Raw genomic sequence first — 15,345 nt, 5'->3', positions numbered from 1 at the left:
AATACGGGGTGGGCCTACTGCCGTTTCTGGGTCTATTTAGGCAGCGACAGGCAGACTGTTGTTCCGCCGCCGGGGGTTTCCTCCAGAGCAATGGCGCCGTGGTGGCGGTCGAGAATGCGCAGGCACGTCGATAGGCCGATGCCGTAGCCCTTGTGCTGCTTCGGGTCGACCTGGGCGAACATTTCGAACACCCGCTCCCGCTGGTCGGCGGGAATCCCGATGCCGTTGTCGGCGACCCGGATCATCCAGCGGTCGGGCAGCGACTGTGCGCTCACCGTGATCCGGCACTGGCGGTCCGGGTGCCGGTACTTCATGGCGTTGTCGATCAGGTTCTGCAGCAGCTGGCGCAGCAGCACCGGGTCGCCCTGGATGGTGGGCAGGTCGTCGGTAGCGGAGATCTGCGCCTTGCTGCTTTCGGTGGCCGTGCGCAGGTCGGCCAAGACCTCACGCAGCACCTCGTTCAGCGGCACCGGTTCTGCCTGGTACGGGGTCTGGCCGGCCCGGGCGTACTTGAGCAGCGCGTCCACCAGCTTCTGCATCCGTTCCACCGAACGCATTGCCCCGGTCAGCCACTTCGTGGCCCGGTCGTCCAGGGTCGTCGAGTACTCGCCGGAGAGAAGATCGAGGAATCCGTGCGCCGCCGCCATCGGGCGCACCAGGTCGTGGCTCACCGCGCCGGCGAACTGTTCCAGTTCTTCGTTGGAGCGGCGCAACTCGACCAACGCTGCCGACAGTGCTTCGCCGCGGGCCGCGATCTCGGCGCTGGCGCCCTCGATCTCGCGGCGGTAGGCGCGATCGGCGGTCACGTCGTTCATGGCGACGACCGCCCCGAGCACGTGGCCCGTGTCGTCCACGAGCCGGCGACCCGTACAGCTCAGTTGCACAACCGGACGACCTGGCGCCCGCACCGTCATCTCGACGTTGGAGACGACGCCCTCGTTGAGCGCGCGGAGCAGCGGCACCTCGTCGGGCCGCAGCCGGCGTTGACCTTCCGCGTCGTACAGGCCGTAGTGGTTGGGCAGGGACGCCGGGTCGACCGAAGCGTCCGCCTCGAGGCCGTGCCACTCGCGGGCGGCGCGGTTGAAGACGGTCACGTGGCCCTCGGCGTCCGACACCACCACCCCGACGTCGATCGTCTCGAGCACCGCGGTGGTGAAGCGGCGGGTGCGCTCGGCCGTCTCGGCCAGCCTTTCGTTGAGGCGGGCCTGCCGCCGCCGCTCGAACAGGGCCACAAGGACGTCGGCCAGGTCGATCAGCCGGCCCGCTTGGTCGTCGGTCAGCTCCTTGACCCGGTCGTCGAACACGCAGAGCGTACCGAGGGCGTACCCCTCGGGGGTGATCAGCGGCGCCGACGCGTAGAAGCGGACCGAGGCCAGCCGGCCGTCGACCCACGGGTTGTCGCGGTAGACGGGGTGCTCGCGGGCATCGGGAACGTGCACGAAGCGGCCCGCGCGGAACTGGATGGCACACATCGAGTCGGATCGGGCTGTGTTGCCGCCTTCGAAGCCGTACGTGGTGAGCTGGCACTGCCGGCTTTCGTCGATCAGGTTGAGGGTCGCCGTCGGCACCCCGGCGACCAGCGCGGCCACCCGCACCACGGTGGTGAGCTCGTCGTCGGCCGGCGCGTCGAGCAGGCAGTATTCGTGCAGGACGGCGAGCCGGCGTTCCTCATCGGCGGCGGCCACGACAGACGTCACACTCACCTATCGGCGCACAACGGCGAAGGCTGAGCGCGGCTCAGAAGCCCGGCGCGAAACCGCGAAGGCGGAGAGGCGAAGAAGCCCGGCGCGAGATCGCGAAGGCTGAACGCGGCTCAGAAGCCCGGCGCGAAACCGCGAAGGCGGAGAGGCGAAGAAGCCCGGCGCCAAAGGGCGAAGGCGGAGCGGGGCTCAGAAGCCGCTCGTCATGATGTTGATGATGGCCGGGCCCAGCACCACGATGAAGATGACCGGGAACAGGCAGAAGATGACCGGGAAGAGCAGCTTCACCGTCACCTTCTGGGCCTTCTCCTCGGCGTACTGGCGGCGGCGGGTGCGCTGCTCGATCGAGTGCTCGCGCAGGATCCCAGCCACCGAGATGCCGAGCTCACCGGCCTGCACCAGGGCCGTGATGAGCGTTTTCAGGTCCCGTACGGTGGTCCGCGCGGCCAGCGAGCGCAGCGCCTGCGCCCGGGGCACGCCCAGGCGCATCTCCTGCAGCACTCGGTTGATCTCGTCCGGCATCGGCCCGCGTAGCAGCACCGCCACCTGGGCCATGGCCGCGTCCAGGCCGAGGCCGGACTCGACGCCGATCACCATGGCGTCCAGCACGTCGGGCAGGGCCCGCGTCAGCGCCGCCTGCCGTTTCACGCCGGCGTCGTAGACCAGCAGGTCGGGGATGTTCATGCCGGCCAGCGCCCCCACCAGCAGGCCGGGCAGCGCCCACGGCCCGCCCGAGCGGGTGCCGACCCACCAGCCCAGGAAGCCCAGCACCAGCGCGCCGACGAGCCGGGCCCGGATGACCCGGTCGAGCGGCCACTCGGCCGGGTTGCCGGCGTAGTCGAGCCGGCGGGACAGGCGCTGCCGGATCTTGGGTGGGGTGATGACGTTGCCGGCCTGCTGGATGCCCCACACGACGGGGCCGCGCAGCTTGCCGCCGAACGGCTGCTCGACCGTCCGCACGGCGTTCCGGCTGCGGTCGAACTGGGCCAGGATCCGCAGCATCCGCTGGCGGCGGCTGGCCGGGATGGTGACGGCGGCCGCGGCGCACGCGACCGCCAGCACGGCGGCGGCCGCGGCGAAGGAGACGAGCGTCCCGGCCGTCATGCGCTCAGACCTCGATCTTCGTGACCGAGCGGAGCCACAGGCTGCCGATGATGATCATGAGCAGCGCCACGCCCAGGATGATCAGGCCGATCACGCTCTGCCAGAGCACCTGCATGTATTCGCGCCGGGCGAAGAACAACAGGCCGGTCGCGAAGATCGGCAGGGCCACCAGCACGTACGCGGAAATTCGCCCCTCGGCCGACAGCGAGCGCACATGCCGACGTAGGTAGGCCCGCTCGCGCATGGTCTCGGCGGTGGTCTGCATGACCTCGGCCAGGCTGCCGCCGGTCTCTTTCTGCAGCCGCAGGGCCAGGGTCAGCCACCCGAGTTCGGGGCTTTCCAGGCGTTCGCCGGCCCGCTGCAACGCCTCCTCGAACTCGCCGCTGATCCGCGACTCGGACAGGGCTCGGGCGAACTCCTCGGCCACCGGGCCCTCGTCGTCGCGGACCGCCGCGTCGACCGACTGCTGCAGCGTGAAGCCGGAGCGCAGCGCGCTGAGGATCAGCTGGAGCATGGCCGGCAGGTCGTCCGCGAACCGCTGCCGGCGCCGCTTGATCGAGGCTTTGAGCAGCATGCCCGGCACGAGGAAGCCCAGCACCAGCCCGAGCAGGAAGCCCAGGACGACGTGGACGAGCACGGCCAGCGCGACCGCGGCGGTGACGGCGATGCCGGCCCGGAGGACCAGCCACTCGGTGGGGCGCATCTGGGTGCCGGCCTGGTCGAGCCGGGTCTCGGAGCGCAGGGCGATCCGGGTCAGCCCGGGGGAACGCTCGACGACGTCGCCCGCCGCGTGCTGAATGCGCCGCAGCAGCGGCTCCTCGACCTGGCGTTCGCCCACCGTGTACTGCTTCAGCGTGGCCAGGCGGCGCTGCATCGGCGTACGGCCGAAAAGCCGGTCGACCAGCAGGAAGAACAGGACGAAGGCGAACGCGCCGGAGGAGACCGCGACGAAGATCATCGGGCGCCCGTGAAGATCGTGGCCGGCAGCGTCACGCCGTACATGGCCAGCGCGTCGACGAAGCGGGGCCGGATGCCGGTCGGCTTCAGCTGGGCCAGGTGGGCCGGCACCTCGTTGGTGACCTCGAGCAGGAAGAGGTCCTGCAGCGTGACGGTTTCGCCCTCCATGCCGACGACCTCGGTGATGTGGCTGACCTTGCGCGAGCCGTCCTTGAACCGGGTGATCTGGATGATCAGGTCGACGGCGGAAGAGATCTGGTCGCGGATGGCCCGGCTCGGCAGGTCCATGCCGGCCATCAGCACCATGGTCTCGAGGCGGGAAACCGCGTCGCGCGGGGTGTTGGCGTGCAGGGTGGTCAGCGAGCCGTCATGGCCGGTGTTCATGGCCTGCAGCATGTCGAGCGCGGCAGCGTCACGGACCTCGCCGACGACGATCCGGTCGGGGCGCATCCGCAGCGCGTTCTTCACCAGGTCGCGGGCGTTCACCGTGCCCCGGCCCTCGGCGTTGGCCGGGCGCGACTCCAGCCGTACGACATGGTCCTGGCCCAGACGCAGTTCGGCCGCGTCCTCGATGGTGACGATGCGCTCGTCGGTCGGCACGAAGCTGGAGAGCACGTTGAGGATCGTCGTCTTGCCGGAACCGGTGCCCCCGCTGACCAGGATGTTGCGGCGGCCGCGGACGCAGGCGTCGAGGAATTCGGCCGCGGGCCGGGTCATGGTCCCGTACGAGATGAGGTCACCCACCGTGAGCGGGGTGGCCGAGAACTTACGGATGGTGAGCGACGCGCCGTCCAGGGCGATCGGCGGCACGATGGCGTTGACGCGGCTGCCGTCGGGCAGGCGGGCGTCGACCATCGGGCTGGCCTCGTCGACCCGGCGGCCGACCCGGGCGCAGATGCGGTCGATGATCCGCCGCAGGTGGGACTCGTCATCGAACTCCACGTCAGTGCGTTCGATCCGGCCGAACCGTTCCACGTAGACGTTCTTGGCCCCGTTGGCCATGACCTCGTTGACCGACGGGTCGCGCAGCAGTGCTTCGATCGGCCCGTGCCCGAGGACTTCGTCGGTGACTTCCTTGACGATGCGGGCCCGGTCGCTGCCCGAGAGCGGCGTCTCCTCGCGGGCCAGCAGTTCGGACAGCACCTCGCGGACGCGGGCGTCGAGGGCCTCGTCCTCGCCCCGGCTCGCGTACAGGGTGGGACCGAGTTCGTCGGCCAGCCGGCGCTGCAGCCGCAGGCGCACCTCGTAGACCGGGTCGGCCGCCCCTCGCCCGGCCGCTCGGTAACGCTGGGTGGTGGCGGAGCCTTTACGGTCGGTCTCCTCGACGTGCTCCGGTTCCTCCTCGGCGCCGGCCTTGTTGCCGTACATGCCGAGCCGGGCCGAGAGGCTCATCGCGTCACCTTCTTCCGGCGGCCGAAGAGACCGCGCTTGGGCTCGGGCGCGGTCTCGGTGCCGGCGCAGCGGTCGGCCAGCTGCCGGATGGCCCGGCTGACCGGATGCAGGGGCTCGGTGAGCAGCAGCGGCTCGCCCTGGTTGACCGAGATGGGCACGTCCCGGCTCGAGGGCACCAGCGACGCGAACGGCATGCCGATCGCCTCCTCGACGTCGGCCGTGGTCAGACCGACCTGGGTGTTGGCGCGGTTGAAGACGAGCAGGCTGCGGTCGCGCGGGTACTCGAGCATGTCGAACATCTCGACGGTCAGCCGCACCGTCTTGAGCGTCGGCAGGTCGGGCGTGACGATCGGGATGAACCAGTCCGACACGTCCAGCGCGGCCAGCACCTGGTCGGTGACGATGGCCGGGGTGTCGATCACGATGAAGTCGTAGTGCGGCCGGGCCACGTCGAGAATCTCGAGAACCAGTTCCCGCCGTACGTGTTCCCCCTGCGCCGGATTGCCGGGCGCCAGCAACGCGTCCACCCCGGGCCGGTACGGGGTGACGATCGAGCGCAGGCCAGGCTCGTCCAGGCGGCCGGCCATCGCGATGCCACCGGCGATGCTGCGGTCCGGCGGCAACTTGAGCATGATGGCGACGTCGCCGAACTGCAGGTCGAGGTCCACGATGAGCACGCGCCGGGCGCCACCGGCCCACAACGCCACGGCCAGGTTGACCGCCACGAAACTGCGGCCGCACCCGCCCTTGCCGGCGAACACGGTCACGATCCGGCCGAACGGCGCGACCTCGGCCCCGGACCGGATCGAGGTGCTGAGCGCCTTCGAGATGTCGACCGAGCGACTGGTCGCCTGGCGGACGCTGTCCCAGTCGGCCTCCTCGACGACGTCGCGCACGCCGGCCTGCAGGCAGCGGATCACCTCGGCCGGGTTGATCTGCTTGCGGACGAGCACCACACCGATGAGCGGCCGCTGCAGCCGCTGGTAGGCGGTGAACATCAGCGCCTCGTCGAGCGGGACGCTTGCTCCGATGAGGACGAGAAGCGTCTCTGGGTAGCGCGGCAGGTGCGTCTCGAGCTCGGCCATGCTGTGCACGATCGCGCCGCCGACCGACTGGAACTCCGGCCCGCGCTCGGCCAGGATCTCGCGGTCGGGCTCGAGGTAGACGTACAGGCTCATCCGGCGGTCCCACTTTCCACGGGGGTCGGCGTCGGCGTCGGCGTCGGCAACTTGGTCAGCAGGCTCGGGTCCACCGTCACCTTCGCGCCGGGGCCGAGCAGTCCCAGGTGGAGGAAGCCCCCGTTGTAGCCGGTGATCAGCAGCTGGGCCTGGGTGGCCGACACCGCGAGGGTGACCACGTAGCGCTGCAACGACTCACCGGAAGCGGTGGGGCTGGGCGAGGCCGACGACGAGCCCGACGCGCTCGGGGTGAGCACGACGCCGCCCTGCGCGTTCTGCGGGCTCTCGCCGACACTGATCACCTTGGCCCGGGGGATCAGGACGAAGGTGATCTGCTTGTCGTCCTTGGTCGGCTGCCTCGGCGTGGAGACGAAGACGGTGACCGTGTCGCCGCGCTGAACGTTGCCGGCGACCTGGCGGCTCATGCTGAGATCGACGCTGACCGCCATCAGCGACGCCGGCACCTGCAGGCCGGCCCTCGTCTTGGTCTTGCTCGTGGCGGCGGTGAACTGCTTGCTCAGCAGCATCTGGTCGGGCTGCAGGGCGGCGTTGAGCGCCTTGGCGTCCAGCGACGCGTCGAGCTTGGTCAACGCGCCGGAGGGCACGGTCTCGGCCGGCATGAGCACCTGCCGCACCAGGCGGCGCGACCGGATCTGGGCGCCGGTCGTGCCGCTCGGGATGGCGTCGGTGGCGAGCAGCACCCAGACACCCTTCTTGCCCTCGACGGCGCGGCGGTCGGCGCCACTGGCGTACGCGACCACGGCCACCGCGCTGAGCAGCGCCAGCAGGGCGGCCACGCCCAGCAGGACGATGCGTCGGCTCATTCCGGACCCCCTCGTGATCCCGTCATCCCGTCCGCCCGATCACCGTGGCGCCGAAGTTGGGGCCCGTGCCGAACGACGGGCTGTCGAGCGGCACGAGCGTTTTCGTGAAGTAGCCGAGGATGCACTGCGAGACACCGCACAGCAGGTTCTGCAACAGTCCCGGGGCGCTCCCGTTGAGCAGGCTCCCGACGCCGGTCAGCAGACCGCCGAGCAGACTCGTGTAACCGGTGAAGACGAACGGCGCGAAACCGGCGATGCGGTACGTCGGGGCGATCGAGAGCAGCGTCTGCTCGATCTCGTCGAAGATCGGCACGAGCACCGGCTGCCGGCTGGTCAGCTGCGACTGCAGCCGCCCCGCGCACAGAACGCCCTGGGTCAGGCCGGAGAGCACGAGCGAGCGGGGCAGATCGCCGACCTTGAGCGTGATCTCACAGTTGGCGTCGGGCGGGGAGAGGTCGTTGTTGGCCAGCCAGACCCAGCCGCGCGGTTCCCGCAGGTCGACCGGGGACGTGCAGGACGGCAGCGGCAGACCGAGCACGGCCGCCGGCAGCACGGCCGGGATGGCGCTCTCGGTCGTGGCGCTGGGCGCTGGCAGACCGAGCACCGAGTAGAGGCCGAGCTGACTGAGCAGCGGGCTCAACGGACCGTAGAAGGTGGTCCCGTTAGCCGTCATGCGCTTCCAGTCGCACATCGAGAAGCCGAGCGCGAGCACCTTGGTGATGCCGGGCGGACCCCAGGCCACCCGCCCGCAGGCGCCGGCCGTGACCCCGGCCGACACCGAGCCGGTCATGGCGCTCGCGAAGGCGGGCGGCAGCAGGGTCGAGGTGCCGGTGCGCGTACTGGTGCGAACCTCGACCGACGTGCCGCCGGTGACGGTCGTGGTGGGGCAGGCGCCCGGGCTGGCCCAGGACGTGCACTGCGCGGAGAGGCTGGAGATGCAGATCTGGGCGTCGGCCGAGCCGTCCTTCTGGTTGCGGTTGGCGTAGTCCGAGGCGACCAGGCTCTGCTTGGCCATGGTGCAGTCGGCCGGTTTCTGGATGCAGCGGGTGGCGATCGTCCACGAGGCGGCGTCGGCCCCGGTCTGCAGCTCCTGGCGCTCGAGGGCGATCTGGCCGACGTCGATGACGAGGGCGCCCATGGCGATGATGACGCCGGTGCTGACCATCACGGCGAACAGGGCGGCGACCGCGCCGTGCTCGGAGCCGGAACGCCGAGAGGCCCGTCGCCAACCGCGACGGACCTGGGTGAGAAGAGAGCGGGTCAGCCGGTGCACGCCATGACCCCGGTGGCCTTGAGCGTGGTGAGGCTGCTGGTGGTGCCGTAGTACTGCATCAGCGCGAACACGGGAGTGAGCGCCGTGAAGGGCTGGGTGGCCGTGACTGACGCGTCGGCCGTGGTCGAGGAGCCGCCGGTGCACACGGTCGAGGTGACCACGGCGTCGGTGCCGGCCACGCTCTGCACCTTGGTCTGGATGGAGGCGGTCGTGCCGTTGAGAGCGGCCGTCCGCGCGCCCTCGCGCACGGCGACGGTGAGCAGGGCTTGCTGCTGCAGGGCCCGCCCGAAGTCGATGATGCCGAACAGCACGAGCAGGATCAGTGGAAGCACGATGGCGGCTTCCACCGCGGCTGTGCCCTCCTCACCCCGGGCCGGCCGACGCGCGGTACGCGGCCCGGGGCTGAGGGGACTTCCGATGGCGGTGAGCACTGTCGTGACTACCGCCCTTTCATACTTACGCCGGCATCTTGATCTTGCCGGCGACAGCAGCGAACAGGTCGCTGATCTGCTTGCCGAAGGTGGTGGCGCCGACGATGATGACCACGGCGACGAGCGAGACGAGCAGGCCGTACTCGACGGCGGTCGCGCCCTCGTCGCCCTTGCGGGCGAGGCGGTCACCAGCGGCGGTCAGGTGCGACTGGACGTAAGCGGCGACGTAGTGGAAAGCAAGCATTTGGGTCCCCCCGGATCATCTGGCCGACCGGATGTTTCCGGCCTGTGCCCTATGAATCGGAACCCCCGCCGCCGACATGAGCCGGGTCAGGGTGCAGGAGCGTTGCTGTTGTGCTGGGCCAGAACCGAGCGCAGAGTGCCGGCCAGCTGGTCGGCGGTGAACGGCTTGGCGATGAAGGAGGCGCCGCGCTTGATGATGCCGCGGCGAATGGCGATCTCTTGCGGCATGCCGGAGATGTAGACCGTCTCCATGCCCGGCCGCACGGCGTGGGCCGAGCGGGCCAGCTCACCGCCGGACACGCCGGGCAGGCCGAGGTCGGTCAGCAGGACGTCGATCTTCCCCTCGTGCACCTTGCACTTGGTGATCGCGGTGACCGCGTCCGTCGCGACCAGCACCTGGAAGCCGCGCAGCTCGAGCATCTGCGTCGTCATGTCCCGCAGATCCTCGTCGTCCTCCACGAGCAGGACGACCGGGCCCTGCTGGGGCGCCGAGGTATTCCACATGCCTACCTCCTCGGGCTCGGCTCGCCTGACGGCGGCACGCGGGCGTGGCCTCACCAAAAACGCTAGGCGAAGAAGCCACCCCACCGGAGGAATTCGGCGGAAACGGGTCTTAGTTGCCTTCGGCGCGTCCCAGCCGCCAGTAGCCCATGAAGGCCACCAGCCGCCGGTCGACCCCGCACTCGGCGACCAGGTAGCGGCGCAGCAGCTTGATCATGGCGGCCTCGCCGGCCAGCCACGCGTAGAACCGGCTGACGTCGGTGACCTCCTCGGGCACCTCCCACAGCAGGTCGTGGTCGACGTCCACGTCCTCGAGCTCGACGGGCGTCCCGACCTGGCCGTCACCGAGGATGCGGCGACTGGCGGCGCGTACGGCGGGAATCAGCTTGGCCCCGTAGGCGGCGTCGTCGCGGGCCAGCCAGGTGACCCGCACGCCCTCGGGAGCGGTCAGCTCCTGCGCGTCGTCGGCCGAGGGCACCTCGAGCAGCGCCTCGCCCCGGGCGTCGGCGGGCAGACCGGCCAGGATCCCGGCGATGGCCGGCACCGCCGTCTCGTCACCACCGAGCAGGATGCAGTCGGTGTGGGCCGGCGGGTGGAAGTCGATGCCGCCGTGCACGCCGTCGAAATCGGCGTTCGGGCCCAGCAGGTACGCCGGGGCGCCCGGCCCGGCCTCGGCGGCGAACCGGGAGGCGGGGCCGTTGACGCCGTGCAGCACCATGTCGACGTCGACCTCGCGCAGGTGGGGGCGGACGGCGCGCACGGTGTAGGTGCGGATCGGGTTGCGGTGCTCCTCGGGCAGGGCGCGCCAGTCGGTGTACCAGTCCTCGCCGGTCGGCAGGTGGGCCAGGCCGTGTCCGGGCAGCGGCGGGATCAGCTTGATCCGCTGGTCGAAGCCGTTGTCGGCGAAGTGGTCGAGGTCGTCGCCGGTGAAGGTCACCCGGACGAAGTGGGGGCTGAGCCGCCGCACCTCGCGAACCTCGGTGGCGAAGAACCGCCACGGCAGCGTCTGCACGGCCGGGTCAGCGGTCTGGGTCACGGGGGCCTCCAGGGGAACTTCTGAACCAAAGGTATGCCTAACCTAACCTGTTGGTCCCGAAGCGCACCAGCCGGGTCACTTGTCGCCTTCGGCCGGCTCCTTTTCCTCGGCCTCGGCCTTCGCGGCGGCGGAACTGTAGACGCGAGGTTTGGGGATGGCTGCCTTGGCGCTGATCGGTCGGCCCGGTTGGGCCCGGGGCGCCTCGGCCGGCGCCGGGTCCGCCTTCGCCGGGGTTTCCTTCGCGGCCGGCGGAGGCGGCGCTTTGTCCGCGGCCGGCGGCCGGGGCGGTTCGTGCGGCCCGGGCTCGGCCGGTCCTTCCAGTACGTCGAACCGGTCCGCCGCCGGCGGCGGGAGTGCCGCCGAGGCACGTCCCGGCCGGGGGCGGGGAACCAGGCCGCCGTCGCGCTCGGGCACCCCGATCAGCACGGCCGCCACCCGGCCCGGGGCGACCTCGTCCAGCTCGGCCGCGACCCGCGCCACTCCGGCCCGGGTGGCCCGCCGATAGTCGGTGACCAGCAGGATCTGATCGGCGTGGGCGGCCAGCCCGAGGCCGTCGGCCACGCCCAACAGCGCCGGCGAGTCGAGCACCACGACGTCGCACTGCTCCTTCAGGTCGTCCACCAGGTCGTGCAGGCCGCCCCCGGCCAGCAGGTCGGAGCCGTTGTCGCGCTCGTCCCCGACGGCCAGCACGCGCAGGTCGACGATGGCCCCGGCGGCCAGCGTCTCGGCCAGGGAATGCCGCCCGGCCAGCACATTGGTGAGCCCACGGTCGCGGGAGAGGTCGAACATCAGGTGCAGGGCCGGATTGCGTACGTCGGTGTCGACCAGTACGACCCGGCGCCCCGACTGGGCCAGCGCCACGGCCAGGTTGGCCGCCGTCGTGCTGCGGCCCTCGCCCTCGTGGCCGCCCGCGACCAGCACCACGGCCGGGCGCTCGAGCCGGTTGTCGAGCCGGGCGCGCAGGTAGCGGTAGGCCTCGGCGTCGGACGAGTCGGGGGAGCGCAGCATTACCGGCAGCGGCGCCCCCGGCCCCCGCGAGCGGCGCGCCCGCGGAATGGTGGCCAGCACCGGCAGACCCGTCTGCCGCTCGTAGTCGGCGCGCCCGCGCAGCCGGTCGCCCCGGCGGGCCAGCCCGTACGCGGAAAGCAGGCCCAGCAGCAGGCCGGCCAGCGCGCCCGCGGCGAGGTAGAGCCAGAGCGGCAGCCGCTGCTCCTGAGCCGGGCCGGCCGGCGAGACCAGCGTGGCCGCGATGCCGGACTGCGCGGTGGTGGTGTTGCGGTAACGCACGTACTCCTCGGCGACGGCCTGCGCCCGGCTCTGCGCCGTGGCCGGATCGCCGTCGGTGTACGCGATGGTGACCGCCGCGCCCTGCTCGGCAGGCCGCACGTCCAAGCCCTCGGCCAGATCGGCCTCGGCCATCCGGAGCTCGCGCGCGGCGCCCCGCAGCACCGTGCCGGACCGGGCGATCTCGCGCTCGGTTCCCGCGTCGGCGGGCACGGGCACGAAGCCGGCGCGTTGCCGGGGCCCGGCCACGACGGTCGCCGTGGAGCGGTGGTCGACCGGCTCGAACCGGCTCAGCGCATAAGCCCCGGCGGTGAGCAGAACGGTCACCAGGATGATCCACCAGCCGTACCCCCGCAGAAGCCGCGCGGGTCTGCCGTTCGTCGTCATGCCGGGTCGCCCTCCCGTGATGCCGCTGCTCGCAGCCTACGACCGGATCATCGGCCCTCGCCAGCTCAGCGGTTGTCGGCTACCAGCGCTTGGTGATCACCCCATCGAGGTCGGTGACTGCGACGCGGCGCTCGGTGGCCAGGACGGTCAGCACCTGCTCGGCCTCGGCCAGAGTCGCGTACTTGCCGATCGAAGCCCCCGCCGAAGGATCCGGCGTCTCCAGCCACAGCTGCCCGTCCTCCCAGGCGACCTGCACACAGCCGGCGTCGTTGACCGCGGACAGCCACGCGTCGGTCCGGGTCGGCACCTGCCGCAGCACGTCGATCATCTCGGCCGGCTCCATGGGCCGGGCCGAGGCGTGCTTGAGGGCCACGTCGACGAGGTCCGGCGCCGTGGTCACGTCGCCGTTTTCCCCGTACGCGGCCAGACGCCCGAAGCGACGCCGGGCCCACCGCAGCGGCACGTGGATCCGCTGCCCGGCCGACCCGCTCCAGTTGACGCTCAGCCCCTCCGCCCGCAAAGCATCGGCGACCTCCGCGCCGATCGTCTCCGCGGCCGCGCCCTCGAAAGACCCGTAACGCAGGTAGACGCCGCCACCCTCGACGGCACGTTCCGCGTCCTGCTGGTGATAGAAGACGTAGCCGCGGGCGGGGAGCTTCGGCAGCACCTCGTCGCCGATCTCGCTCACGCCGCAGTTCTGGCAACAGGCGAAGTCCTGCCGGGCCACGATGCCGGCCCGGTCGAGCGCCCGGAACGCGTCGGTCAGCCGGTCGCTGTCGGTGCGCGCGGGCCACGTGGCCTGCTCGGCCAGATGCGCCGCGAACTCCTGCCGGGCGATCTGTTCGGCGAGCTCGGACAGTCCTTCCTCGTCGTGCTCGTCGGCCAGGTACTCGACGGCGTCGGCCACGATCTGCTCGTACGTGAACCGGCCCCGGGCCACGCCGCTCCGGATCAGCTCCGTGGCTTCCTGCCGAAGATCATCGTCTGACATGCCGCGCAAGATATCAGCGGGCCAGGCCGACCAGGAACGGCAGCAGGTCGCGCAGGGCGGCCGGGACGGACGCCTGCGAGACGGTGCCTCGCCAGTGGTCGTCGCCGCGGGTCAGGGTCAGGTCGTACCGGAAGAGGTCGGCGCCGCCGGTGGGGTGGCGGGTGCTGCGGAGCGAGGCGAAGTCGAGGGCAGACATCAGGGCGCGTAGGCGGGCCGCGTCGGGCGGCGGCAGGGTGCGCGAGTCGGCGACGGCGCTGACCGGACGGCCGATGAAGCCGCCGGTGCGGTGGAGTTCGGCTCGTACGTGTTCGGACATGACGGCCTCCCGCCCCCGACGGTAACCCCGAGTGCCGAGTTGGGCGGGCCGAGGATTCGCGGGCGGGCGTCGGCCGAGGCGGCGGCGTTGACCCCGAGTGCCGAGTTCGGCGGGCCGGGATTCGCGGGCGGGCGTCGGCCGGGGCGGCGGCGGTAACCCCGAGTGCCGAGTGCAGCGGGCCGGGGATTCGCGGGCGGCGCCGGCCGAGGCGGCGGTGGACATGGGATTCATGCGGATCTATGGTGGACGATGGAGTCGTCGAAGCGATTCGACGATTCGGGCACGGTGAGTAGTGTGAGCGTGCGAATGGGGAGGGTGGATGGCGACGATCAACGACGTGGCCCGGGCGGCCGGCGTGTCACCGAGCACGGTCTCGTACGTGCTGAGCGGCCGCCGCCCGATCTCGGCCCAGACGCGCGAGCGGGTGCAGGCCGCGATCGCCGAGCTCGGCTTCCACCCGCATGCCGGGGCCCGCGCGCTGGCCAGCAGCCGCACGAACGTGCTGGCCCTGGTCGTGCCGCTGCGCACCGACGTCAACGTGCCGGTCATCATGCAGTTCGCGACGGCCGTGGTCACCGCCTCGCGCACCCACAACCACGACGTGCTGCTGCTGACCAAGGACGAGGGCACGGCCGGCCTCGAGCGGGTCGCCCACAGCACCATGGTCGACGCGCTCATCGTCATGGATGTCGAGCGGGACGACGTACGCCTGCAAGCCTTGCGCAAGCTGAAGCAGCCCTCAGTGCTGATCGGGCTGCCCGAGGATCCGGCCGGCATCGCCTGCGTCGACCTCGACTTCGAGGCCGCCGCCGCCCAGGCGTTGCGGCACCTGGCCTGGCACGGGCACCGCAAGATCGCGCTGGTGGGGCCGTCGCCCGCCGTCTACAAGCGGGGTACGACGTACGCGGAAAGGTTCTTGACCGGGTTCACCGACGCCTCGGCCGCGCTGGACCTCGAGACGATGACCCACCCGTGCGAACCCGACCGGGAGGGCGTGCGGGCCTGCCTGGCCGACATCGACGCCCAGCTGCCCGGCGTGACCGCGCTGGTCGTGCACAACGAAGAGGCGCTGCGCATGGTGCTCGAAGAGGTGCAGGCCGGCGGGCGGCGGGTCCCCGCGGACATCTCGGTGGTGGCCATCTGCCCGCGGGACGTCGCCCTCAACATGCCTCTGCCGCTGACCTCGGTCGACATTCCGGCCCACGACGTCGGCGGGCTGGCCGTCGAGACGGCGATGCGACTGCTGGACGGGCGGCCCATCGAGCCCGTGCGGCTGCTGCCGCCCACCCTGGTGGAACGCGAGAGTACGGCTAGGCCTGCTGGTTGATCCGGACCATGTTGCCGGCCGGGTCGCGGAAGGCGCAGTCGCGCAGCCCGTACGGCTGGTCGATCGGCTCCTGCACGACGTCGGCGCCGTTCTTCTGCACCTGCTCGAACGTCTCGTCGACGTTGGGCGTGCTCAGCACGATGCTGGCGTAGCTGCCCTTGGCCATCAGCTCGGCGATGGTGCGCTTCTCGTCGTCGGTCAGGCCCGGGTCGACCGCCGGCGGGTGCAGCACGATCGAGGTCTGCGGCTGCCCGGGCGGGCCCACGGTGATCCAGCGCATGTCGCCGTAGCCGACGTCCAGGCGCACTTCGAAGCCCATCGTGTCGCGCCAGAACGCCAGCGAGGCCTCGGGGTTGTCGGCCGGAAGGAACGTGTTGTGAATGGTGAGGTTCATGCCGACC

16 protein-coding genes are annotated in these 15,345 nt (G+C 71.3%); 1 reads left to right on the top strand and 15 read right to left on the bottom strand.

Translation table 11 applies throughout. The annotated features are described in order from the left end of the window. Positions 1-32: 32 nt before the first annotated feature. From OWR29_RS47050 to OWR29_RS46985, 14 genes are all read right to left on the bottom strand, one after another. Positions 33-1,697, bottom strand: coding sequence for a sensor histidine kinase (locus OWR29_RS47050; protein ID WP_267570226.1), 1,665 nt, complete (start codon positions 1,695-1,697; stop codon positions 33-35). Positions 1,698-1,889: 192 nt separating this feature from the next. Continuing rightward, positions 1,890-2,804, bottom strand: coding sequence for a type II secretion system F family protein (locus OWR29_RS47045; protein ID WP_267570225.1), 915 nt, complete (start codon positions 2,802-2,804; stop codon positions 1,890-1,892). Positions 2,805-2,808: 4 nt separating this feature from the next. Beyond that, positions 2,809-3,762 (bottom strand): type II secretion system F family protein, encoded by a 954-nt coding sequence (locus tag OWR29_RS47040; RefSeq protein WP_267570224.1) that lies wholly within the window; start codon positions 3,760-3,762, stop codon positions 2,809-2,811. After that, positions 3,759-5,153, bottom strand: coding sequence for a TadA family conjugal transfer-associated ATPase (locus tag OWR29_RS47035; protein ID WP_267570223.1), 1,395 nt, complete (start codon positions 5,151-5,153; stop codon positions 3,759-3,761). The genes OWR29_RS47040 and OWR29_RS47035 overlap by 4 nt, the downstream gene beginning before the upstream one ends. Further along, on the bottom strand, positions 5,150-6,331 hold the full coding sequence (locus OWR29_RS47030; protein ID WP_267570222.1) for a CpaE/TadZ family protein: 1,182 nt from the start codon (positions 6,329-6,331) through the stop codon (positions 5,150-5,152). Before OWR29_RS47030 ends, OWR29_RS47035 begins: the two co-directional genes overlap by 4 nt. Then, positions 6,328-7,155, bottom strand: coding sequence for an RcpC/CpaB family pilus assembly protein (locus OWR29_RS47025; RefSeq protein WP_267570221.1), 828 nt, complete (start codon positions 7,153-7,155; stop codon positions 6,328-6,330). The genes OWR29_RS47030 and OWR29_RS47025 overlap by 4 nt, the downstream gene beginning before the upstream one ends. Before the next feature lie 22 nt (positions 7,156-7,177). Beyond that, positions 7,178-8,428, bottom strand: coding sequence for a pilus assembly protein TadG-related protein (locus OWR29_RS47020; RefSeq protein ID WP_267570220.1), 1,251 nt, complete (start codon positions 8,426-8,428; stop codon positions 7,178-7,180). Then, positions 8,416-8,775: a TadE/TadG family type IV pilus assembly protein gene (locus OWR29_RS47015; RefSeq protein WP_267570219.1), complete on the bottom strand. Its 360-nt coding sequence runs from the start codon at positions 8,773-8,775 to the stop codon at positions 8,416-8,418. The genes OWR29_RS47020 and OWR29_RS47015 overlap by 13 nt, the downstream gene beginning before the upstream one ends. A gap of 109 nt (positions 8,776-8,884) precedes the next feature. Next, entirely contained in the window at positions 8,885-9,103 is a 219-nt protein-coding gene (locus OWR29_RS47010; RefSeq protein WP_267570218.1) for a Flp family type IVb pilin, read from the bottom strand. Between the two features lie 86 nt (positions 9,104-9,189). After that, complete coding sequence (locus OWR29_RS47005) at positions 9,190-9,606, bottom strand: response regulator (RefSeq protein ID WP_267570217.1); 417 nt, start codon at positions 9,604-9,606, stop codon at positions 9,190-9,192. A 109-nt stretch (positions 9,607-9,715) separates the two neighbouring features. Next, on the bottom strand, positions 9,716-10,639 hold the full coding sequence (locus tag OWR29_RS47000) for a siderophore-interacting protein (RefSeq protein WP_267570216.1): 924 nt from the start codon (positions 10,637-10,639) through the stop codon (positions 9,716-9,718). 75 nt (positions 10,640-10,714) lie between these two features. Then, positions 10,715-12,310: a polysaccharide biosynthesis tyrosine autokinase gene (locus tag OWR29_RS46995; protein WP_267570215.1), complete on the bottom strand. Its 1,596-nt coding sequence runs from the start codon at positions 12,308-12,310 to the stop codon at positions 10,715-10,717. 79 nt (positions 12,311-12,389) lie between these two features. Further along, positions 12,390-13,301 (bottom strand): DUF6891 domain-containing protein, encoded by a 912-nt coding sequence (locus OWR29_RS46990; protein ID WP_267570214.1) that lies wholly within the window; start codon positions 13,299-13,301, stop codon positions 12,390-12,392. 13 nt (positions 13,302-13,314) lie between these two features. Further along, positions 13,315-13,617 (bottom strand): protealysin inhibitor emfourin, encoded by a 303-nt coding sequence (locus OWR29_RS46985; RefSeq protein ID WP_267570213.1) that lies wholly within the window; start codon positions 13,615-13,617, stop codon positions 13,315-13,317. 319 nt (positions 13,618-13,936) lie between these two features. On the opposite strand from OWR29_RS46985, the gene OWR29_RS46980 reads away from it, so the two are divergent. Continuing rightward, a complete protein-coding gene (locus OWR29_RS46980) occupies positions 13,937-14,944 on the top strand; it encodes a LacI family DNA-binding transcriptional regulator (RefSeq protein WP_267570212.1) in 1,008 nt (335 codons plus the stop codon). Here the strand turns inward: OWR29_RS46980 and OWR29_RS46975 are convergent. Next, a complete protein-coding gene (locus tag OWR29_RS46975) occupies positions 14,928-15,338 on the bottom strand; it encodes a VOC family protein (RefSeq protein WP_267570211.1) in 411 nt (136 codons plus the stop codon). The genes OWR29_RS46980 and OWR29_RS46975 overlap by 17 nt on opposite strands. Positions 15,339-15,345: the final 7 nt, after the last annotated feature.

This window comes from Paractinoplanes pyxinae (assembly GCF_026626335.1).
GTDB lineage: Bacteria > Actinomycetota > Actinomycetes > Mycobacteriales > Micromonosporaceae > Actinoplanes > Actinoplanes pyxinae.
The sequence above is the reverse complement of the archived record's forward strand: the minus strand, read 5'-3'. Positions and strand labels throughout refer to the sequence as shown.